Source organism: Chitinophaga sp. XS-30, from assembly GCF_008086345.1.
GTDB lineage: Bacteria > Bacteroidota > Bacteroidia > Chitinophagales > Chitinophagaceae > Chitinophaga.
In genome coordinates this window covers 2,190,270-2,211,524 of sequence record NZ_CP043006.1, presented here as the reverse complement: position 1 = coordinate 2,211,524, position 21,255 = coordinate 2,190,270, and the positions used below count along the sequence as shown (strand labels likewise).

Genomic DNA, 21,255 nt, shown 5'->3' with positions numbered 1-21,255 from the left:
ACCATGCATATTCACTACTTCCAGCATGCCGCATTCGAAGGGCTGGGCTGTATTGCAGACTGGATCGATGTAAAAGGGCATACCGCAGGCGCAACGAAGTTTTATGAGGATGCTGCACTGCCCGCACTTGCTGATCTGGATATGCTCATCATCATGGGCGGCCCCATGGGGGTTTACGAAGAAAGTACCTATCCCTGGCTGGCAGCGGAGAAAGCATTTATCCGCGAAGCCATAGCTGCCGGGAAACCGGTGCTGGGCATCTGTCTGGGGTCACAGCTGATCGCCGCCGCGCTCGGCGCGCGTGTTTATCCGAACGAACAGCAGGAGATCGGCTGGTTCCCGGTGCAATCCGCCGAAGAACTGGCGCTGGCCGAGACCACGGTCTTTCACTGGCACGGTGATACTTTCGCGCTGCCGGAGAACGCCGTGCATCTGACCACTACTGCCGTTACACCCAATCAGGCATTCCGCTTCGGGGAAAAAGTTTTTGCCCTGCAATTCCACCTGGAAGTAACGCCCGACGCCATGGAAAGCATGATACAGCATTGCGGGGAGGGGCTTGTGCCCGGTGAATGGATACAATCAGCCGCTGAAATGCGCGCGGGCGCACATTATTGCGCGGCCACCAACGCGCGGATGTTCGAGCTGCTGAACAGGATGGAAAAATTGGTTTAAATTTAGCGAATGGACAAGCACGTAGAACTATTGATCATCGGCGGAGGGCCCATCGGGCTGGCATGTGCGCTGGCCGCGCAAAAAGAAGGAACGGATTACGTGATCATCGAACGGGGATGCCTGGTGAACTCGCTGTACCGCTATCCGCTGAACATGACCTTTTTTTCCACCAGCGAGCGGCTGGAGATCGGCGGCATTCCCTTTGTGTCCAACAATGCCAAGCCCACCCGCCCGGAGGCCCTCGAATACTACAGAAGGGTAGCCACTTCTAAGGACGTGAATATCCGCCTCTTCGAAAGCGTGGAAGCCGTAAAACCCGAAAACGGCCATTACAAAGTCGTCACCAGCAAACAGATCTATACCGCCCGTTATATCATCATTGCAACCGGATTTTACGACATCCCCAATATGCTGCATATCCCCGGCGAGCATCTGGCAAAGGTCACCCACTATTATAAAGACCCGCATTTCTACGCCACACAGCGCGTAGTAGTAGTGGGCGCGAACAATTCATCTGTGGACGCAGCGCTGGAAACCTACAGAAAAGGCGCGGAAGTAACGATGGTGATCCGTGAAGGAGAGATCGGGAAACGCGTGAAATACTGGGTGAAACCGGATATCGAGAACCGTATCAGCGAGGGCAGCGTTAAAGCATACTTCCATTCAACATTAACGGCTATACGGGAAAATGAAGTAGATATTCAAACGCCGGACGGCATGGTGACCATCCCCAATGACTTTGTGATCGCCGCTACCGGATACCAGCCTGATTTCAACTTCCTGGAGAAAACCGGTATTGCGTTATCGCCGGATGCGGTGAGATGCCCGGTGTACAATCCTGAAACCATGGAAACCAATATGCCCGGCATATTCCTGGCGGGTGTGGTTTGCGGCGGCATGAATACGCACAAGTGGTTTATAGAGAATTCCCGCGAACATGCGGAACTGATCCTGAACGCGATCAAACAAAAGGGTTAATTGCAGGGTTGCCGATCAAACAGCAGAAGGGTTGATGCAGACTTGCGCCGCAGGGTTACGTCCGTGCAACCGCTGAAAACATACGCATCAGACAATATTCACTTCCCTTTCCAGCACCACGCCGAACTTTTCCTTTACGCTGTCCACCACTTTCCAGGCCAGCTCCACCAGCTCCGCTCCTTTTGCCTGGCCGTAGTTGACCAGCACCAGCGCCTGCCGCGCGTGTATCCCCGCATCACCGTCCCGGTACCCCTTCCATCCGCATTGCTCTATCAGCCAGCCTGCGGCCAGCTTGAAGTGATCTTCCGGTAAAGGGTACGCCACGATCTCCGGAAAAGCTGCTTTCAGGGCTTCATACTTTTCCCGCGTCACTTCAGGGTTCTTGAAAAAGCTGCCGGCATTGCCGATCTCGGCGGGATTGGGCAGCTTGGAAGAGCGGATATTGATAACGGCATCGCTGATGGCGCGGATGGACGGTACGGTAACGCCCATGCGCTGCAGTTCCTGCTCGATGGCGCCGTAACTGGTATTGAAACGTGGTTGTTTAAGCAGCCGGTAGGTTACATTGAGGATCACGAACTGGTCCTTATACTGCCGTTTGAAAACGCTTTCCCGGTAGCCGAAGGCACAGGCGGCGTTATCGAATTTCACCAGCGCATGATCATGCAGATGAAAAGCTTCCAGCTCAAAAAAAGTATCCCTGATCTCCACGCCATAGGCGCCGATATTCTGCATGGGACTGGCCCCCACATTCCCGGGGATCAGCGACAGGTTTTCCAGTCCGGCCAGCTCCTGCCCGATACAGTACATCACGAACTCGTGCCAGTTCTCGCCGGCGCCGGCCTGCACATACACAAACTCATCATCCTCCCGCAATACGCTGATGCCCTTGATCCCGTTCTTCATCACCAGGCCGTCAAAATCCTGTGTGAACAGGATGTTGCTGCCGCCGCCCAGTATCATTTTGCGCGCGTGCTTCCATTCCTGCGATGCCAGTACCGTCAGCAATTCTTCCTGCGAATGAAAAGAAGTGAAATAACGGGCCTTTGCATCAATGCCGAATGTGTTGTATGGCCGGAGCGAAACGTTTTCTTGTACCCTCATAGCGTAGTGTTCAAATGACCTTTCTTTATTAACGGAACAAATATAACTAACAATCGTATGTCACGTTGCATCCGGGCTGAAGGGAATGATCATTAAAGGGAAAAGGTTTACAGGAGGTTTCCCGGACCAGCGGTCTATATACAATCCACGTCCGGCGTGATGACCACCGAGCGGAATTGTTTTTCTATCTGCAGCTGGGAGAAATATTCTTTCAGCATGTGTTTGATCTGCGCGATCTTTTTAGTATCCCGCGGCAGTTTGATCAACATTTCCTGCAGGTAGAATCCCCTTACGCGGCTCACCGGCGGCGCAGCGGGCCCCACCAGCTGAGCTCCCAGCTGTGGCCTGATCCAGTTGCCCAATATCAATGCAGCCTGTTCGGCCGTTGGTTGTTTCTTATGCCGTACGGTGACCTTCAGCAGGCGGTAAAATGGCGGATAGCCGAATTTCTCCCGTTCCGCGATCTCCCTTTCGTACATGGACGTGTAGTCATGCGCGGTAACATCCCGCAATACCGGGTGGTTAGTATTGCTCGCCTGGATGATCACTTTGCCCTGCCCGTCCCTCCTGCCTGAACGGCCGCTTACCTGTTCCATCAGCTGAAAGGCCCGTTCGTTCACCCGGAAGTCCGGAAAGCTCAGCAGGCTGTCCGCGCTGATAATGCCTACCAGGTTCACGTTCTCGAAATCCAGGCCCTTTACGACCATTTGTGTACCTACCAGGATGTCTATCTCTTTTTGCTCCAGGAGCAGGATCATTTTATTGTGGCTGTCCTTGCTCCGGATAGCATCCATATCCATCCGCGCGATGCGGGCATCCGGGAAAAGCTGCTGCAGGTCTTCCTCGATCTTTTCCGTACCGAAGTTCTTCGGCATCAGCGTCTGGCTGCCGCAGGCGGCGCAGGTATAAATGTATGGGTACCTGGTGCCGCAGTAATGGCAATGGAGCTTGTCCAGATGCTTATGCCAGGTCAATGAAACATCGCATTGCTTGCAGTTGGGTATCCAGCCGCAGGTGGTGCAAAGCAGGAAAGGCGCATAGCCGCGGCGATTCTGGAAAAGGATCACCTGTTTGCCGGCTTCCAGGGATTGCCGGATGCCTTCCCGCAGCACGGAAGTGAAGTTGTTCACCACTTCTTTTAACGCCGTTTCCTTTTTCATGTCCACGATCTCGATCACCGGCATGGCAATGCCGCCGAAGCGTTCCTGCAAGGTAACAAGACCGTATTTGCCTTGCCTGGCATTGAAATAAGATTCAAGCGAAGGGGTGGCGGAGCCGAGCAATACTTTCGCTTTGAAGAGCGCGGCGTAGTATATCGCCGCATCGCGGGCATGGTAGCGGGGGGCGGGGTCCTGCTGCTTGAACGAAGCATCATGCTCCTCATCCAGGATGATCAGGCCCAGATCACGGAAAGGCAGCAGCAGGCTGGATCTCGCGCCCAGCACAATCCGTATCTCCCCGCTCTTCACCTTGTTCCATATCTCCACCCGTTCATTATTGGAAAAACGGGAATGATAAATACCGATCTGGCCGCCGAAATGTTTCTGCAAGCGCCGGATGATCTGCGCGGTCAACGCGATCTCCGGCAGCAGGTATAACACCTGTTTGCCGGTGGCCAGGCTTTCTTCCATCAGCTTCACGTACAGTTCCGTTTTGCCGCTGGATGTGACGCCATGCAGCAGGGTCACCTGTTTTTCGGTAAAGCAGGCCTTTACTTCTGTCAGGGCCTTCTCCTGTGCGGGGCTGAGGATAAAATCGATCTGCGCCTCCATTCTGCCCATGCGGATGCGGTCTACCGTCCGTTTATCGATCTGTAATATCTGTTTGTCCACCAGTCCCTTGAGCTGTGCGGGAGAGGCGCCGGATTTCTTCAGCAGTTCGCTTTGCGCTACATCGCCCTGTGTTTTCAGCAGGTGCAGGTAGGCCAGCAGCAGCTCCATCTGCTTGGGCGCACGGGCCAGCTCGTCGAACAGCGGGGCCAGTTGCTCATCGCCTTCGTAAGCAGGGTTCAGGAGGATGTAATTCTCTTTCTTCTCTTTATAGGCTTCCTTCATCTCTTCGTAAACGAGACAAACCTGTTTTTCGATCAGTTTCTTGATCACGGAATACACATCGGAGCGGTCGAGGATCAGCTGTACTTCGCCAATGCGCAGCTCCTTACGGATGTGCAGGGCTTCGGCTACGAGGTATTCATGATCGTCCAGCAGGGTAAAATCATCGCCGAAGGCATCATTAAAAAGCAGGACGGTTTCGCTGGAGAGCTTGAGATGCGCGGGAAGGGCGGCATTCAGCACATCACCTTCGTTGCACATGTAGTACTGTGCGACCCATTCCCAAAAAGCTAACTGTGTGGGATATACGACAGGCTCTTTGTCCAGCAGGTCCATCACCGGCTTTGTCTTGTATGCGGAAGGAGCCTGTTCGTGAATAGCCTTTACGATACCCGCATATCTTTTCTGCCGGCCCAGGGGAACGGCCACACGGCTTCCCACGCGGATGGTATCTTCCATCTCCGGGGGCACGGCATACGTGTAATTCCTGGGCAATGCCAGGGGCAATATGACATCAACAAATTTCATATGGCCTGCAGGGCAGGATAGTTGCGGTATTTGCGTAATTCATCTTCCATCATCTGCCGGACCTGTTTCTTCAGCTGCGGTACATCCTCCATGGTCAGTCCCGCTACGGGAACCGGTGGCAGGAACACTACGCGGCAGGGGCCCGGGTTCAGCGACATGAATTTTATCTTGGCAAGGCGGGCATGGTTATCCACGTACAACACCGGGCGTATCTGTGTCTGCGTTTCGATCGCTATCCGGAAAGCGCCGCTATGGAAAGGAAGCAGCGGCTGTTCCGTTTCGTTGGTAGTGCCTTCCGGGAAGATCAGCAGGGAAACGTTCCGCCGGATCATATACAGCATATCCCGCATGCTTTGCGCGCGGCTTTTTGCCGTCTTGCGGTCAACCGGCACTACGGAACGGCTGTAGATCAGTCCGAATAACGGTATTTTCGACAACTCGCTTTTCCCCAGCGGCCGGAAGGGCAAGGGCATTACCTTTACGGCCAGTGCGGCGTCCAGGTAAGAGGAATGGTTGGCGAGATAGATGCATGGATCGCTGGTTTGCGGCGACTGCCAGGTCTTTCTCACAATGATGCCCACAGCAGGGAACCAGACGTGCGCCCAGAAACGCAGAAAATAGAACACGATGTTGCCACCCTTCACTTTTCCGAGAAAAGACACGAGAATAATTGGCGGCAGGATCAGGAACATGATCGCCAGCCAGACGATCAAAGCATAGAGGCTGTAAAGAGCCTGCAAACATTTCATTAACACGCGCAGCAAAAAAGTAAAGATTAAAGATCAAATGTAAAAAACCGCTCCCCGGGTCTTGAAAGCGGAAAGATAAGGAATTAAACAAAACATCGTAACTTTGCCCTCCTTATGTCACAGGCAAAAACAGTAGCATTCCATACGCTCGGCTGCAAGCTGAATTTCTCCGAAACCTCTACCATCAGCAGGTTACTGGAGAAGGACGGGTTCGTTAAAAGGAATTTTGACGATGCGGCGGATGTGTATGTGATCAATACCTGTTCCGTGACGGACAATGCGGACAAGGAATGCCGGCAGCTGGTGCGCCGTATCCAGCGCAGGGCGCCGGAGAGCCTGGTAGTGATCACCGGTTGTTATGCCCAGCTGAAACCGCAGGAGATCGCCAGCATCCCCGGGGTGGACCTCGTGCTGGGGGCCGCGGAGAAGTTCAATGTTGCAGACCATATCCGGGAACTGACCAAAGGCGACAGCGCAAAGATCTGTTCCTGCGATATTGCGGATGTGAACACCTTCCATGCCTCCTGGTCCGTCAACGACCGCACCCGCACTTTCCTTAAAGTGCAGGATGGCTGCGATTACAACTGCTCTTTCTGTACCATCCCCATGGCGCGGGGCATCAGCCGTAGCGACAGTATCGCCAATGTATTGGACAATGCCCGCGAACTGGCGGCCAAAGGCGTGAAAGAGATCGTGCTGACCGGTGTGAACCTGGGGGATTTCGGCAAAGGCTTCGAAGGCGGCAAGCGCCGGGAAGAATCGTTCTATGAACTGGTGCAGCAGCTGGATGAAGTGGAAGGCATTGAGCGTTACCGCATCTCCTCCATCGAGCCCAACCTGCTGAGCAATGATATCATTGAATTTGTGGCCAACAGCCGCAGGTTCATGCCGCATTTCCATATTCCGCTGCAAAGCGGCAGCAACGACATCCTGGCGAAAATGCGCCGCCGCTACCGCCGCGAACTATATGCGGAAAAAGTGGCCTGCATAAAGCAGTTCATGCCGCATTGCTCGATAGGCGTGGATGTGATCGTTGGTTTCCCTTCCGAAAGTGCGGAAAACTTCCGGGAAACCTATGATTTCCTGCATGAAATGGATATTTCCTATTTACATGTATTCACTTATTCCGAACGGGCCAATACCCATGCCCTGGAGATCAGGCCGGTAGTGCCCGTGCATGAGCGCCATGAACGGAACAAAGCGCTCCGGAACCTGAGCTACAAAAAGCTGCAGTATTTTACGGAACAGCATACCGGCCAGACGCGCAAAGTGCTGTTTGAATCCCATAATAAGGACGGGATGATGGAAGGTTATACCGATAACTACATCAAAGTGGTGACCCCCTTCCGGGAAGAATGGAAAAACAGTGTGGTGGATTGGGCGTTGAGATAGGGGTGAAAAATTTATTTGGCAGAATAAAAATAGTTTTTACCTTTGCAATCCCGTCAAACGAAAAGCGTCAGACGGCAGCAGAAACGGGAGTTTAGCTCAGTTGGTTCAGAGCATCTGCCTTACAAGCAGAGGGTCGGCGGTTCGACCCCGTCAACTCCCACTAAAGCGGGAACAGTACAGTCAAATGTATTGTTCCCGTTTTTTATTTTTTGCCCGAATCCGTGCTACTGGTTGGCTATACACTGGAATACTGCATTTTTTCTTAGCGTTCGACGCACGTCATTTTTAAGGGGTTATTATATAGTACCAATAATAAAAGGCTTCAGGATTGGACTTTTTGAGTTTATTTAACTTGCTGAAGGTTGGATCCTCAATGATAAATTCCTTTATCTCTGAAACATTATTGCTATATCTATTGAATTGCCCACCGCCCTTACTTATCCAATTGGCCAGGTAAGCGGCTTTGGCTGCCGCTGTAATGGCCTTATCTAAATGAAACGTTTCAGCGAATATAAACCGCGATACTCTTTGTATCCCATCCTGTAATTGCGCGTAATTTTTGAAAATTTCTTTCCATACCATAAATTCGTGGAGCATTATTTACTTTTCAATAGCAAGATTAAAGGAGGTATACCTTATGCCACTCATTACGATGACCCTGCTCCCCACTATCCCGTCTATAGTTACCTGTTTGATGGAAATTTCGACTGTGAGCATTTAGATGTACTGACTTAATATTCCCTTCTGCTCAGCAAAAGAACCACACACTATGGAATTAGATAAAATCATCACAAAGGAAAGCACCGTTCCCGGTTTTATCGATGAAAATTTCTCCGATTTTGCGATGAGCAAAATGGAGAAACAGAAGACTCGTCATCCATTGATTCTGAACAAGGTTAATAGAAAATTGGTGCAACCAGGGAAAGCCTATATGCTATTTGGCAACCCCATCAATGATATTTATGCTTTCCGAAAGGACGAGCGAAGCTTCTGTCTATATTTATTCCTAAGCATAGATGCCGGCAGCCTGGGCCATATTGTTGATGGCTTTGGAATGCCGCAAAATGTTACCGCAGAAGATTATGAAACGCGTGATTTTGACTTTCTGGCCTGGCATCCGCCCGGAATAGACATTCTTTTATACGAATACCGGTGGGGAGCAGTTCAGGAGCCAGGGAAAACTAAATCGATTATAGAGGTTACCAATATGCATCATGATGATCTATTATGTACTGAGCGTATTTCCTGAATGCCCTTTGGCTCAGGGAGTATTCACATGCCTTTAATGCCATAAGGGAGATATTAGGCATTCCCCTTGACAGAAAAAAGCAAACGCAGCTTAATATTCAATCAAGCAGTGACATGAGTGTAGAAAGGTTTTTATAAATTCTCTGTTTTCATTAGTATTTTACGCTATTGAATCCGGGCCTTACAGCCAGCATTCCAAACAATATAACCTACGTTAAGAAAGGCATGTGTATTCGGTCAGTTATTTTCCCAAAGTATATCCACGATTGAACTATGAAGCAATTATTTACCCTGCTTTTCTCTGCACTGTTGCCGCTTTTGCTGACCGCTCAAAAGCCGCGCATCCTCATTACTACTGATATTGGCGGCGATCCGGACGATCAGCAGTCGCTTGTTCGCCTGATGGTGTACACCAATGAATTTGATATAGAAGGCCTGATCAGTTCAGCCGCAGGTACACCGGGCGAACTGAAAAAGGAGATCATTCGCCCCAAGCTGATTGAGGAGATCATTCATGGATACGAACAGGTGTACCCGAACCTGATCAGGCACGATAAAAATTTCATATCTCCTGCCCGTTTGCTTTCGGTGGTCAAAAAAGGAAGTCCGCACCGGGGCTGGGACCAGGTAGGTGAAGGTAAAGACACGGAAGGATCAGACTGGATCATACAGATGGCCGACAAAAAAGACAGCCGGCCATTGAATATCTGCCTGTTTGGCGGCCAGACCGACCTGGCACAGGCACTCTGGAAAGTGAAAAACACGCGGTCTGAGAAAGCATACCACAAATTCATCTCGAAGGTCAGGGTATTTGACATTGATGATCAGGATAAAATTTTCAAACAGCTGTTTGCTGCGCACCCATCACTTTTTTACATACTGTCCAAGGCGCCTTTGACTGAGGACAAGCGGAATGGTGTTTACCGGGGGATCTATCTCGGGGGTGATGAAAGCCTCACTTCACTGCAATGGCTAAAAACCAATGTGCTGGAAAACCACGGTCCCCTGGGGCAACTGTACCCTCAAAAAACATGGACTGCCCCGAATCCTTACGGGGCTATGAAAGAAGGCGACACTCCATCGTGGTTTTACTTCCTGGAAAATGGATTGAACAATCCGGAACATCCTGAGCATGGCGGATGGGGCGGACGTTATATAAAGAACGACGCGGGTTATTTCAATGATGCGACCAGCCGCTTTGAAGATGAACCGGATGCCAGGGCAACGGTTTACAGGTGGCGCGATGATTTTCAACGTGACTTTGCAGCCAGGATGGATTGGTGTGTGAATGATTACCACCAGGCCAATCATCGGCCGGTCGTTTCCGTAAACGGATCATCCGAAAAAGCGCCACTGATCATTCGCGGTAAACCGGGCGAAACCATTTACTTCGATGCTTCGGCATCAACCGACCCCGATGGCGATGAGCACGGGTATGAATGGATATTCTATGCACAGGCAGGTGGTTATCATGGACCGCTGCCTCAGCTGAACGCAGCAGGGGCAAAAGCATCCATGTTGATGCCTTCGTTATCGCCCGGCGTCAGCCTCCATCTTATACTGAAAGTAACCGACAACGGTACCCCGGCATTGACCGGTTATAAAAGGATAACTATAGGCACCAAGTGAACGCTGTTCATGTCTTCTTTATCGTGACAAAAAAAATTCATGCCCCCCTTGGAATTACCGGAAAAAATATATCTTTGCACTCCCGCATTGAAAAAGTCAGTGCCTGAAAGCAAAACAGGGGACGATAACGAGATTTTTTGTTTGAAAATATTATTCTCTATATTTGCTGTCCAAACCCGTAAAAGGTTAACAAAAACGTCTACAAAACAGCAGCAACCTGCCTCACATAAATGTTTTTGTTATTTATAATAACACTTAAATCATTGGGAGTTTAGCTCAGTTGGTTCAGAGCATCTGCCTTACAAGCAGAGGGTCGGCGGTTCGACCCCGTCAACTCCCACAGAAGGTCTTCGCAAGCGAAGGCCTTTTTTATTTCCTGGAAACTTGAAATGCTCCGCCTGCAGACTTTTCCGGCCTGAGGTTCCGCCTGACAACCTCCATTATTACCCGCTTTTTCAGTATAAGACACAGCATATCATGCCGGCATCAACTCCACGTCATCTCCACCATCTCTCCATAGATACTCCGGGGACCACCCGCGGTTCCTCCGTTGATTTACCGTAAAATTGTAGATTCCAAGTATAAATGCTGATGATGATCACCCTTCCTCCTGCTCCTTCTTTTCTTTTCCGCCGGTAAAGATCTTTTTCACCGCCTTGCCGATCTTGTTGATATTCCGCAATTGCTCCTGTATCGGCATCAGCGTGATATCGCCTTCCTGCATACCCGGTTCGTTGTTTTCCGCGGTCTGTTGCTCGGGATATACGAGGATCACGTTATTGTCCCTGAAATGCCGGCTCAAACGCGCGGGCACATTTTCGAGATAGGGCTGATAGGAAAGTGTGCCTTTGCGCGCAGATACGACCACCAGCAGATCGTCCCGTGAAATATCGCGGGACACTACCAGGAAGTCATCCAGGTTTTGCAGCTCTCTGAATTCTGCTTCCACACTGGATTTCGTTTGGGTGATAAACTGCTGCACCATCCGTTTGGTATTGCCCCCGCAATAAATGATCAGCCGGGAACCGGCCTGTTTGGCCAGCTGGATGATCTTTTTCAGGTAGTGGCTGAAACCCAGTTCATATTCCGCATTCTGCGGCAGGATGAGCACCAGTTTCCGGGATGTATTCAACGGGGAATTGAATGAACAGATGTACACCGTCTCCCAGACGCCGTTCAGCACATTGTCCGTTGTAGTGCCGAATATCGTGCCGAAGAACCGGTCAGTTGTGCTGTTCTTATCACTCCAGGCCAGGATCACATCGGATATCAGCAACTCCTTGGTGGCCCGGGCGATCCCATCGGCAATATTCAGGTCCACACGGGTGACCACTTTTACATCGCTTTCGGTGACCGCAGCATGGATAATCGCCTTTTCCATCATCCGCTGCGAGATATGTATCTTTTCCTTGGCTTCTTCATCATCCTGAACAATGGCCAGGGGATAGATCGGCGCCTCAGACTTCGGGTCCTTGATCATTACGGCAAAGTCCATCAAAGCCTCCATTTTGTCGGGGTTCGCCAGCGGCATAAGGATGCGTTCCGGTTCATCCGGCATTTCAGGTATCTTATCCGCTTCAATGATCGCCAGTTTCCTCGCTGCGTTCTCCGTTACAAAGGAGCTGACGAGGCAGGTCAGCAATACCAGTATGATGGTGCCGTTCAGCACATCTTCATTGATGATGCCCATATTGAAGCCCACCAGTATTACCGCGATGGTGGCCGCCACACGGGCAGCACTGAGGCCGAACAGCACATTCCGCTGCGGATTCGAGTACCCGAAGGAAAGCTGTGTAAAATAAGCGGCCAGCCATTTGCTGAGCAATGCCACCACAGCGAGCGCACCGGCAATGAAAAGGGCCTGCTGCCCTCTGAACAATCCTTTCAGGTCTACCAGCATGCCTACGCTGATGAGGAAGAAAGGGATAAAAAGGGCGCTGCCGACAAATTCCAGGCGGCTCATCAATGGTGAGGTATGCGGTATGAGGCGGTTGAGCGCCAGGCCGGAAAGGAATGCCCCGATGATCGGCTCCACGCCTGCCAGCTCCGCCAGGAATGCGGCCAGGAAGACCATGGCCAGCACAAAAATAAAATGCGATGTTTTATCGTCTTTGATCTTCTTGAAAAACCATCTGCCGATAATGGGAAAACCATACATCACGATCACGGCAAATATCACCAGCGAAAGGCCCAGCTTCAGCCAGAAAGCTGAATTGAGGTTACCGGATGCGGCGCCGGTGATGATGGCCAGGATAAGCAGCACGGCAGTATCGGTAATGATGGTGCCGCCGACGGCTACGGTAACGGCTTCGTTCTTTCCCACGCCCATCCTGCTGGCCAGGGGATAGGCCACCAGCGTATGCGTGGCGAACATGCTGGACACCAGTAAACTGGGCATCAGGCTGAAATTCAGCACATAGGTACATAAAGCATATCCCATGATCATGGGAATGAAAAAAGTGAACGCCCCGAACACCAGGCTGCGGTGCCGGTTCTTCCGGAATTCCGTCATATCCAGCTCCAGCCCGGCCAGGAACATGATGTATAATAAACCCGCCTTTCCAAACAGATCAATACTTCCCTGCTCGATCACCTTGAATCCATGGTCCCCGATTGCCACACCCGCCAGTATCAACCCAATGATACTCGGTATCCGGAATTTTCGCAGGATGATTGGCGCCAGAAGAATGATAAATAACACCAGCGAAAAAATCGGCACAGGGTCTTTCAACGGCAAACTGAAATCCATCAATAGAACAAAACCTTTCATAGCTGTCAATTTACGACCATTCTTGCAAACCCCGGAGCATTCTAAAAAAAATGTAACTTTGCGGAAATATCCGATCGATCATGGGTCATACGGGAACTGGAATATCCATACAGGAAAAGGAGGAGGTATTGGTTGAAACTGAAGAACAATTCCCCTTTAGCCTCATTGTATGGAACGATAATGTGAATACGTTCGACTGGGTTATACAGTCGTTAATGGAAGTCTGCGGCCATACGGAAGAGCAGGCGGAACAGTGTGCCCTGCTCATTCATTATAACGGCAAATATGCAGTAAAACAAGGGGAGTTCGATGACCTTAAACCGATGTGTGAAGCACTGCTGGATAGAGGCATCAGCGCCACCCTGGAAGAAACGGTAGCCTCCTAAACGCTCCGCATGCCGGTATTTTCACTTTCAAAACATCACCTGGCTTTCCCGCCTGTTACCCTCGCCGAGCCGGACGGGCTGCTGGCTGCCGGAGGGGACCTCAGTATGGAACGCCTGCTGCTTGCCTACCGTTCCGGCATCTTTCCCTGGTATTCCCGGAAACCCATACTCTGGTGGAGCCCCGATCCCCGCTTTGTGCTTTTCCCCGCCGAACTGAAAGTCTCCCACAGCATGAAACAGCTGCTGAAAAAAGATACCTTTCGTATAACCGTTAACGAAGATTTTAAAGGAGTGATCGGCCATTGCAGCCGCATTCCCCGTGAGGGGCAGGACGGCACCTGGCTTACGCAGGATATGATGGATGCCTACACCCGGCTGCATGAAGCCGGCCATGCGCTGTCTGTAGAATGCTGGCTGGGCGATGAACTGGCGGGCGGATTGTATGGCGTGAAGATCGGCGGCTGTTTCTTTGGCGAAAGCATGTTCTCCAGGGTGAGCAATGCTTCCAAAACCGCTTTCATCACTTTTGTACAACAGCATCAGCAGGAGCTGGCGTTGATCGACTGCCAGGTCCATACCCCTCACCTCGCCTCGCTCGGGGCGCGGTTCATCAGCCGGGAGAGCTTTCTCGACCTGGTGCGGCAGCATACCTGAGCCTATTTTCTCTTGCGGGGATAAGTACCTTCAAATGAACAGGTGATCCCCCGGTACGCCCCGCAGCTCGTTTCGCTCACCGTAACGCTGTTATTGCTGAATTTGAAATCCAGGATGCAGGAAGAATACTTGTCGCGGAACTGGCCCGTATTGGCTCCGGTAAAACGGCCTGTGCCGTCCAGCTCCCCGATGCACGCCCCTTTGTTGCGGGAAAAGTGGATATAGAAGCGGAATTCCTGCGGCACTTCTCCGTCGCGGATCGCCAGCAGGTTCATTTCCCCGGAGCCAAAGTTGCCCGAATACTTGTGTTTGCGCGGAAAGGTATCGACAGGATTATACAGGACGGCATTGGCCGGTTCATTGGAATTGGTCAGGATCAGGGAGAGCCGGCCGTCCTCTTCCACACTGTAAACATCCTCGCGGGTGGAGAACTGTCCCGCTCCGCGCCTTGTTTCCGTAGTGATCCTGAGATTATTGCGTGTATCCAGCACGGTGCCCAGGGTTACCCTGGCGCCGGTACGGGCAATGACATGCCGTTGCAGGAAAGTATCCCGCTTGTCATATATGCATACCCATGCCGCCGCAGCCGTTCTCGTTGTTCCCTCCACCACCAGCAATTGCAGGTCATTCATCTCCAGGTAAGCCCGGGGGAAGAACTTCGGCTTGTCGGCCGGCTTGAAAACATCTTTGCCCAGGGTATCCGGCAGAAACTGACTGATCAGCTTTGCAGGAAAAGCCGCCGAATCCGGCTGCTGCCGCAGCGAATCCGCGTTCAGCCGGTAAGGCAGTGCCGGCTCGGGAAAAAACGCCCGAAAATCAGCAAAGGTCAGCACCCGGTCTTCATCAGAGACATTCTTCGGCTTGCTTTTGCATGCTACCAACAAACCTGTTGCCAGTGCAAGGATCAGGATTCTGCTCATATTTTGCGGTAATTGGTCCAAAAGATAATTATTAATTCTATATATCCTGATATTTTAAAAATTCAAAAGTTTTTATTTAGATTTGTCTAAATTATATTTTAGATACCATGAATTTGACGGTTGCAGAGGAAAATTATATCAAAGCCATTTACAAACTGCAGGACGGCGCATCGGTGGTCAGCACCAATGCGATCGCCTATGAGCTGGACACCAAGCCGGCTTCCGTAACGGATATGGCCAAGAAACTGAAAGAGAAAAAACTGATTGACTACGAAAAATACCAGGGCATCAGCCTCACGCCGGAAGGCCGGAGAATGGCGTTGCAGATCGTGCGCAGGCACCGCCTCTGGGAATGCTTCCTGGTGGAAAAACTGTCTTTCAGCTGGGACGAGGTGCATGAGCTGGCGGAAGAACTGGAGCATGTAAGAAGCGAAAAACTGATTGCCCGTCTCAGCGAATACCTTGGCAACCCTACAACGGACCCGCATGGCGACCCCATTCCGGATGCGCAGGGCAAGATCAGCAAAACGAAGCAGCTCGTGTCGCTGGACAAGGCGACGACCAAAAGGCTGGAAGTGGCCGGTGTTTCCGATCAGTCCTCCTCCCTGCTGGAGTTCCTGAATGCCAAAGGCATCCGCCTCGGCACCCAGATCGACGTCATTGAACGGTATGATTTTGACAATTCAGTGGAGATCAAGATCCGCAATCAGCCTGCCTTTACGATCAGTGAACAGGTATCCAGAAGTATTATGGTGAAATCATTGTAAGCGATACAGCGAGTTATATGAAATTCCAGGAATCATCTACTTCACTCAGTGAAGTGCATCAGAGCATAGATACCACAACAACCCGTCACAAATCGCGCTGGCGCAGGGCGCTGGCATTTTTCGGTCCCGCTTACCTCGTCAGCGTGGGGTATATGGACCCCGGCAACTGGGCAACGGACCTCGCCGGCGGCAGCAAGTACGGCTATACGCTGATATGGGTGTTATTGATGAGCAATCTGATGGCCCTGCTGCTGCAAAGCCTCAGCGCCCGTCTCGGCATCGTCCGCGGACGTGATCTGGCGCAGGCCAACCGGGAAACCTATCCCGCCCCGGTCAATTTTCTTTTATACATCCTGGCGGAAATCGCCATTGCGGCAACGGACCTGGCGGAAGTGCTGGGCATGGCCATCGGCATACAATTGCTGACCGGCCTGCCGCTGATCTGGGGTGTTTCCCTTACGGTGCTGGACACCTTCCTGATATTGCTGCTGCAACGTTACGGCATCCGCAAAATGGAAGCTTTCATCATTGCGCTGGTGGCCGTCATCGGCATCTCCTTCCTCGTTCAGCTGATCCTTGCCAAACCTGAAATGGGCGAAGTGGTGAAAGGCTTCGTGCCTTCGCTGCCGGATGATACCGCGCTCTACATTGCCATCGGCATCATCGGCGCCACGGTCATGCCGCATAACCTGTACCTGCACTCGGCGCTGGTGCAGACCCGCAAGATCCAGAAAACGGAGGCGGGGATCAAACGCGCCTTGAAAATAAATTTCTTCGATACCGCCATCGCCCTGAACCTCGCTTTCTTCGTGAATGCGGCCATCCTCATTCTTGCCGCTTCCGTGTTCTACACGTCCGGGCATACGGAGATAGCGGACCTGCATGAAGCGCACCGCATGCTGGAACCGCTGCTCGGCGGGAAACTCGCGCCAATACTCTTTGCCGTAGCGCTGATCGCAGCGGGACAAAGCTCTACCGTTACCGGCACGCTGGCCGGGCAGATCGTGATGGAGGGATACCTGCGCCTCCGGCTCAATCCCTGGCTCCGGCGGCTGCTGACCAGGCTGGTAGCCATTATCCCCGCACTGATCGTGATCGTGGTAGCCGGCGAGGAAAAGATCGGAGAACTGCTGGTATTCAGCCAGGTATTGCTGAGCCTGCAACTGGGCTTTGCCGTCATCCCGCTGATCCACTTCGTGAGCGACAAACAAACCATGGGCAGCTTTGCCATCAAACCCATCATCAAAATTGCCGCATGGCTGATCTCTGTCGTACTGGTATATCTCAATATCCGCATGGTATGGTCGGAAGCCGCAGGCTTTTTCAGCGAAGGCGGCAGCATATGGGTTGACATCATCATCGTGCTTACAGGCGCTGCCTTTCTGGCCCTGCTGACAATCACCGTCATCTATCCCTTCATCAGCCGCTACCGGCAGAAAGGCTCCGCACGGATGCATCCTGATAAAGTAACGCTTGGCAACCTGGAAGCACCGGATTATAAACGCATCGCCATGGCGCTTGATTTCTCTTCATTCGATGAGCGCATCATTGCCCACGCGCTTGCACAGGGAAAACCCGATACGGAATACCTGCTGATCCATATCGTGGAAAGCGCCTCCGCCCGGTACTTCGGTAAAGAGGCGGCAGATTTTGAAACGCAGAAAGACCAGGAACAACTGGATACCTACCTTTCTCTGCTGGCCGGCAAGAACATCCGTGCGAAGGCATTGCTCGGTTACCGTCATCGCGCCAAAGAAATTGCACGGCTGGTAAAGGAAGAGCAGGCGGACCTGTTGATACTCGGCGGCCACGGGCATTCCGGTATCAAAGACTGGTTATACGGAGAAACCGTGAACCAGGTGAGGCATAAGGTGAATATACCGGTGCTGGTGGTCGCTTAGCGATAAATCAAATTGCTCATGAAAGAAATATTTCATCCCGGAGACCGCAAAACCTTTTCCCGCCGCGTACGGGAAGAAGATTGCGCAGCATTCGACAGCGGGCAGGTGCATCCTGTATATGCCACGTTCGCACTGGCGCGCGATGCCGAATGGTGTTGCCGCCTGTTTGTGCTGGATATGAAAGATGCCGATGAAGAAGGGATCGGCACGATGATCAGCATACAGCACAGATCCCCCGCACCGGCCGGCGTCACCGTTGTGTTTACGGCGGTTGTCTCACGGATCGAAGGGAATGAAGTGATCTGCACTTTTGAAGCGCGTGCCGGCGACAGGGTGATCGCTACCGGGGAACAGGGGCAGAAGATACTGAAGAAAGAAAAGCTGGAACGATTGTTCCGGGAGAACAGTTAGCAGCTGCGTGCCGCATTCCCTGCAAGCTACAGGCCCAATACTTCCTTCAGCCTGGGGTAACCCGTCTTGCTCACCAGTATCTTGCTCCCGTCCCGCAGGATCGCCAGGTAAGTTTCCTTTTCATACGGATCGATGCGGGTGATCCGGGAAACGTTGAGGATATAGGAGCGATGTACACGGATGAATTGTGATGCATCCAGCATCTTTTCAAAGAAGGCCATGGTTTTATTTTTCAGGAAAGTGCCTTCGGCCGTGACGATCTTTACGTAATCATCCGCCGCTTCCAGGTAATCGATCTCCTGAACAGGAATGATCCTGATCTTTCCGTTGATCTTCACCACTACGCGGTTGTGCTGCATGGGCACTTCACGGCCCGCCGCTTCCAGCAGCTCTGCGGTAACCCTGTCTTCCGATTTCCGTTCCAGCATCTTCTGAAGGGCTTTGTCGAACCGCTCACGGGAAAAGGGTTTTAACAGATAGTCGATCGCATTTACTTCAAATGCCCGGATGGCATATTCTTCAAAAGCGGTGGTGAAGATCACGCAGGGGAGCTTGTCCACCAGCTCCAGCATTTCAAAGCCATTGATCTTCGGCATCTGTATATCCAGGAATATCAGGTCAGGCGCATGCTGTTGTATGGCTTTCAATCCTTCGAACCCGTCGTTGCATTCCGCCACAATGGTGATCCCGGGATGGCCCTGAAGATATTCCCGGACCAGTTCGCGCGCCAGTGGCTCATCATCTATCAGAACTGCTTTTATCATGGAGTTGCGGTACTTTTATGATTGTTGTGAATAGCTGACCATCAATATGTGTCTCCAGCAGGTCCTGCCGTGCAAAAAGCAGGTACAGGCGCCTGCGGATGGAATTAAGACCGAAGCCGGTGCCCAGCGAGGGCTGATGCTGCAGGGCCGGATCGAAGGGATTGGAAACGGATACCTTCAGCAAGCCGTTCTCCTGGCTGGCCCGGATGTTGATATTGATCGCTTCCGTGGTATCGTACAACCCGAACTTGATGGCGTTCTCCACAACTGGTTGCAATAACATCGGCGGTATCTGCATATGCTGCATCCCGTCTTCCTCCACAATATCCGTCGTTAAACGATGGCGGAAACGCACCTTTTCGATATCGAGGTACAGCCGGAGATATTGCAATTCTTCTTTCAGCGGTATCCACAGCTGATCTTCCTTTTTGAGTGTGCCCCGCAGAAAATCGCTGAGCTTCTGGATCATCTCCCGCGCCTCTTCCGGGCGGATGCTCACCAGCGCATTGATGGAGTTCAGGCTGTTGAACAGGAAATGCGGCTGCAGCTGCTGGCGGAGCTTGTACAGTTCCGCTTCCCTGGCCAGCTTTTCCGCGGCTTCCTTTCTGGCCAGCGCTTCCTGCTGTTCCTGCATTTCATATGTGAAGAATGCAATGAACCCGGTACCCGTGATCACCGTCCACCCCAATGCAAAACGGATCGGCGTGGTATCTGAAAGCCATTGCACATACAGCAGATTGTCGCTATAGATGCTCCGCAATATGCAGATCACCACACCGGCCCAGACGAGGCTGACGGCCCCGGTAAAGATAGCCACAAATGAATATTTCCCTTTCATGGGACGATAAAATGCCAGCGTCTGCGCTACCAGGGCAACCGCTCCCGCCAGCAATATGGTATGTACGGCACTGTCGATCGCGGATATCACCAGGTCTATTCCCAGCCAATAGTTCATGATCACCCGGTGCAGGTTGATGAACACGCCCACTGCGATCAGCAATGACCATCGGAAAGGATTTACTTTGAGCAGGTTGTTGGCCAAGAGACGAAGGTTAGGAGTTAAACATTCAGCTCAAAGAGCTTTTGCGACTGCAGCTGTGCAGCTTTCATCTGCAACAGGGCAATATAGCTCCCGGCATTGTCAGGCTCTTCCACACGGGAGTATATTTCCATACCGTCTTTCAGCTCGTCCAGCGTATGGAGTTCCGGTACGTTGATGAAACGCCACTCCACCAGTTCCTGTTTCTGGTTATGGAAGGCATACTGTTCCTGCTGCCCGATCTCCTGTGCCTTGCGCCAGGCTTCCTGCCTGTTCACAGCGCTGATAAGGCGCAACTGCTCGTCGAACTGGGGAATATGCTCCCCTTTTCCGCAGATGATCTGGTAAACGATTTTCGCCACAAACCAATGCATGTTTTAATATTTTCAGGTGAAAGGATGGATGGGGGCGGGCAAACAATGAATAAAAGAATGGCGGAAGAAAAGGGTCAGTAACTTTTGATTTCTACGCCCCCGAATATGCAGGAGCCTTTTAAAACGAGCACTTTGTCCGGCATGGGCGTTACCACCGCGGAGCGTTTGTCTTCAATCCCTCCAAAAATGGTGTCCACAGCCGTTTTCACCTCCCAGTTGGCAGGAACGGTCAGCTCCACGCCGCCGAATACGGTGGTAATTTCCAGCATCACTTCTCCCCTGATGTCGGCCTGCATGAAGTTCAGTTCCGTGCTTCCGAAAATGGTGGACACCGTTCCTCCCCTGAAGTTCTTGGACAGGACGGTGCGGTTATTCCCGCTGAATATGGAGGTCATCTCCAGGAAATCATCCCCGCCGGCGCTACTGCTGCTGCTGAAACCGCTATGTCCGCCGTTGCCGCCTTCCCCCGGCATGTATTCCGCATACCGCTGTTTCCGGCTGGCGGAACGCCCGATGAGATAGATACCGAGCACCATCAGCAGCACAGGCCACAGATAGCGGTCCAGGTGCCAGGTGAACGGCAGGATATCATCCAGCAGAAAAACGGCGCCCACCGCGGTAATAATGAACCAGGTAGCGCCCTGGAACCTGCTCTTGATACCCATCAGGAAGCCGATGACGATCAGCAGCATCTCCCAGGAAAACAGCCAGTGGGGAAGGCTCACATCCATTTTGCGGAGCAAAAAGAACAGGCCTACGCACAATAACGCAACACCGCCCCACAGACCGCTACCACTATTATCAGAATGACGATTACACTTGCTCATACGTTTGTATTGTTTTTGAATTTTTGATAGCACAAATCTACAGCCGCTCATCCGGCGGAACAATGCTGCTTAGGCGTAACAGGGGCTT

Annotated in this window: 20 protein-coding genes and 2 tRNA genes; 12 read left to right on the top strand and 10 right to left on the bottom strand. The window is 52.0% G+C overall.

The features are described from left to right. Positions 1 to 3 precede the first annotated feature (3 nt). Together FW415_RS09145 and FW415_RS09140 are read left to right on the top strand one after the other, a co-directional pair. Complete coding sequence (locus FW415_RS09145) at positions 4 to 675, top strand: type 1 glutamine amidotransferase (protein WP_148384018.1); 672 nt, start codon at positions 4 to 6, stop codon at positions 673 to 675. 9 nt (positions 676 to 684) lie between these two features. Then, positions 685 to 1,653 (top strand): YpdA family putative bacillithiol disulfide reductase, encoded by a 969-nt coding sequence (locus FW415_RS09140; protein ID WP_148384016.1) that lies wholly within the window; start codon positions 685 to 687, stop codon positions 1,651 to 1,653. A gap of 87 nt (positions 1,654 to 1,740) precedes the next feature. On the opposite strand, the gene murB is transcribed toward FW415_RS09140, so the two are convergent. From murB to FW415_RS09125, 3 genes are all read right to left on the bottom strand, one after another. After that, positions 1,741 to 2,757, bottom strand: coding sequence for a UDP-N-acetylmuramate dehydrogenase (gene murB / locus FW415_RS09135; RefSeq protein WP_148384015.1), 1,017 nt, complete (start codon positions 2,755 to 2,757; stop codon positions 1,741 to 1,743). 134 nt (positions 2,758 to 2,891) lie between these two features. After that, a complete protein-coding gene (gene priA, locus FW415_RS09130; RefSeq protein WP_148384013.1) occupies positions 2,892 to 5,336 on the bottom strand; it encodes a primosomal protein N' in 2,445 nt (814 codons plus the stop codon). Beyond that, the gene (locus FW415_RS09125; RefSeq protein WP_246858988.1) at positions 5,333 to 6,085 is read right to left on the bottom strand and encodes a 1-acyl-sn-glycerol-3-phosphate acyltransferase; all 753 of its coding nucleotides are present in this window, start codon (positions 6,083 to 6,085) and stop codon (positions 5,333 to 5,335) included. The genes priA and FW415_RS09125 overlap by 4 nt, the downstream gene beginning before the upstream one ends. A 114-nt stretch (positions 6,086 to 6,199) precedes the next feature. Here FW415_RS09125 and mtaB point away from each other — a divergent pair, with 114 nt between their 5' ends. After that, on the top strand, positions 6,200 to 7,477 hold the full coding sequence (gene mtaB, locus FW415_RS09120; protein WP_148384011.1) for a tRNA (N(6)-L-threonylcarbamoyladenosine(37)-C(2))-methylthiotransferase MtaB: 1,278 nt from the start codon (positions 6,200 to 6,202) through the stop codon (positions 7,475 to 7,477). A gap of 85 nt (positions 7,478 to 7,562) precedes the next feature. Then, positions 7,563 to 7,637 (top strand) — tRNA-Val (locus FW415_RS09115). A 125-nt stretch (positions 7,638 to 7,762) separates the two neighbouring features. Here the strand turns inward: FW415_RS09115 and FW415_RS09110 are convergent. Then, on the bottom strand, positions 7,763 to 8,059 hold the full coding sequence (locus tag FW415_RS09110; protein WP_148384009.1) for a hypothetical protein: 297 nt from the start codon (positions 8,057 to 8,059) through the stop codon (positions 7,763 to 7,765). 187 nt (positions 8,060 to 8,246) lie between these two features. On the opposite strand from FW415_RS09110, the gene FW415_RS09105 reads away from it, so the two are divergent. The 3 genes from FW415_RS09105 (at position 8,247) to FW415_RS09095 (ending at position 10,694) form a co-directional block, all read left to right on the top strand. Further along, complete coding sequence (locus tag FW415_RS09105; RefSeq protein WP_148384008.1) at positions 8,247 to 8,726, top strand: hypothetical protein; 480 nt, start codon at positions 8,247 to 8,249, stop codon at positions 8,724 to 8,726. 272 nt (positions 8,727 to 8,998) lie between these two features. Further along, positions 8,999 to 10,354, top strand: coding sequence for a nucleoside hydrolase-like domain-containing protein (locus FW415_RS09100; protein ID WP_148384006.1), 1,356 nt, complete (start codon positions 8,999 to 9,001; stop codon positions 10,352 to 10,354). 265 nt (positions 10,355 to 10,619) lie between these two features. Then, positions 10,620 to 10,694 (top strand) — tRNA-Val (locus FW415_RS09095). A 258-nt stretch (positions 10,695 to 10,952) separates the two neighbouring features. On the opposite strand, the gene FW415_RS09090 is transcribed toward FW415_RS09095, so the two are convergent. Beyond that, positions 10,953 to 13,124, bottom strand: a complete 2,172-nt coding sequence (locus tag FW415_RS09090; RefSeq protein ID WP_148384004.1) for a cation:proton antiporter — start codon at positions 13,122 to 13,124, stop codon at positions 10,953 to 10,955. Positions 13,125 to 13,204: 80 nt separating this feature from the next. Here FW415_RS09090 and FW415_RS09085 point away from each other — a divergent pair, with 80 nt between their 5' ends. After that, entirely contained in the window at positions 13,205 to 13,510 is a 306-nt protein-coding gene (locus tag FW415_RS09085; RefSeq protein WP_148384002.1) for an ATP-dependent Clp protease adaptor ClpS, read from the top strand. 9 nt (positions 13,511 to 13,519) lie between these two features. Next, positions 13,520 to 14,164 (top strand): leucyl/phenylalanyl-tRNA--protein transferase, encoded by a 645-nt coding sequence (gene aat, locus FW415_RS09080; RefSeq protein WP_148384000.1) that lies wholly within the window; start codon positions 13,520 to 13,522, stop codon positions 14,162 to 14,164. 2 nt (positions 14,165 to 14,166) lie between these two features. On the opposite strand, the gene FW415_RS09075 is transcribed toward aat, so the two are convergent. Beyond that, positions 14,167 to 15,084, bottom strand: a complete 918-nt coding sequence (locus FW415_RS09075; RefSeq protein ID WP_148383998.1) for a hypothetical protein — start codon at positions 15,082 to 15,084, stop codon at positions 14,167 to 14,169. A 107-nt stretch (positions 15,085 to 15,191) separates the two neighbouring features. Here FW415_RS09075 and FW415_RS09070 point away from each other — a divergent pair, with 107 nt between their 5' ends. From FW415_RS09070 to FW415_RS09060, 3 genes are read left to right on the top strand one after another with little or no spacing between them, the layout of a single operon-like run. Then, positions 15,192 to 15,851 carry a metal-dependent transcriptional regulator gene (locus tag FW415_RS09070; protein ID WP_148383996.1) on the top strand — a complete coding sequence of 220 codons (660 nt, stop codon included), beginning with the start codon at positions 15,192 to 15,194 and terminating at the stop codon, positions 15,849 to 15,851. A 17-nt stretch (positions 15,852 to 15,868) separates the two neighbouring features. Continuing rightward, the gene (locus FW415_RS09065) at positions 15,869 to 17,752 is read left to right on the top strand and encodes an Nramp family divalent metal transporter (RefSeq protein ID WP_148383994.1); all 1,884 of its coding nucleotides are present in this window, start codon (positions 15,869 to 15,871) and stop codon (positions 17,750 to 17,752) included. 18 nt (positions 17,753 to 17,770) lie between these two features. Further along, on the top strand, positions 17,771 to 18,163 hold the full coding sequence (locus tag FW415_RS09060; RefSeq protein WP_148383992.1) for a thioesterase family protein: 393 nt from the start codon (positions 17,771 to 17,773) through the stop codon (positions 18,161 to 18,163). Positions 18,164 to 18,189: 26 nt separating this feature from the next. Here FW415_RS09060 and FW415_RS09055 read toward each other — a convergent pair whose 3' ends face one another. The 4 genes from FW415_RS09055 to FW415_RS09040 form a co-directional block, all read right to left on the bottom strand. Continuing rightward, a complete protein-coding gene (locus FW415_RS09055; protein WP_148383991.1) occupies positions 18,190 to 18,927 on the bottom strand; it encodes a LytTR family DNA-binding domain-containing protein in 738 nt (245 codons plus the stop codon). Next, positions 18,902 to 19,969 carry a sensor histidine kinase gene (locus FW415_RS09050; RefSeq protein ID WP_246858987.1) on the bottom strand — a complete coding sequence of 356 codons (1,068 nt, stop codon included), beginning with the start codon at positions 19,967 to 19,969 and terminating at the stop codon, positions 18,902 to 18,904. Before FW415_RS09050 ends, FW415_RS09055 begins: the two co-directional genes overlap by 26 nt. Before the next feature lie 17 nt (positions 19,970 to 19,986). Beyond that, positions 19,987 to 20,328: a DUF4288 domain-containing protein gene (locus FW415_RS09045; protein ID WP_246858986.1), complete on the bottom strand. Its 342-nt coding sequence runs from the start codon at positions 20,326 to 20,328 to the stop codon at positions 19,987 to 19,989. A gap of 86 nt (positions 20,329 to 20,414) precedes the next feature. Continuing rightward, positions 20,415 to 21,167, bottom strand: a complete 753-nt coding sequence (locus FW415_RS09040; protein WP_168208741.1) for a LiaI-LiaF-like domain-containing protein — start codon at positions 21,165 to 21,167, stop codon at positions 20,415 to 20,417. Positions 21,168 to 21,255 lie beyond the last annotated feature (88 nt).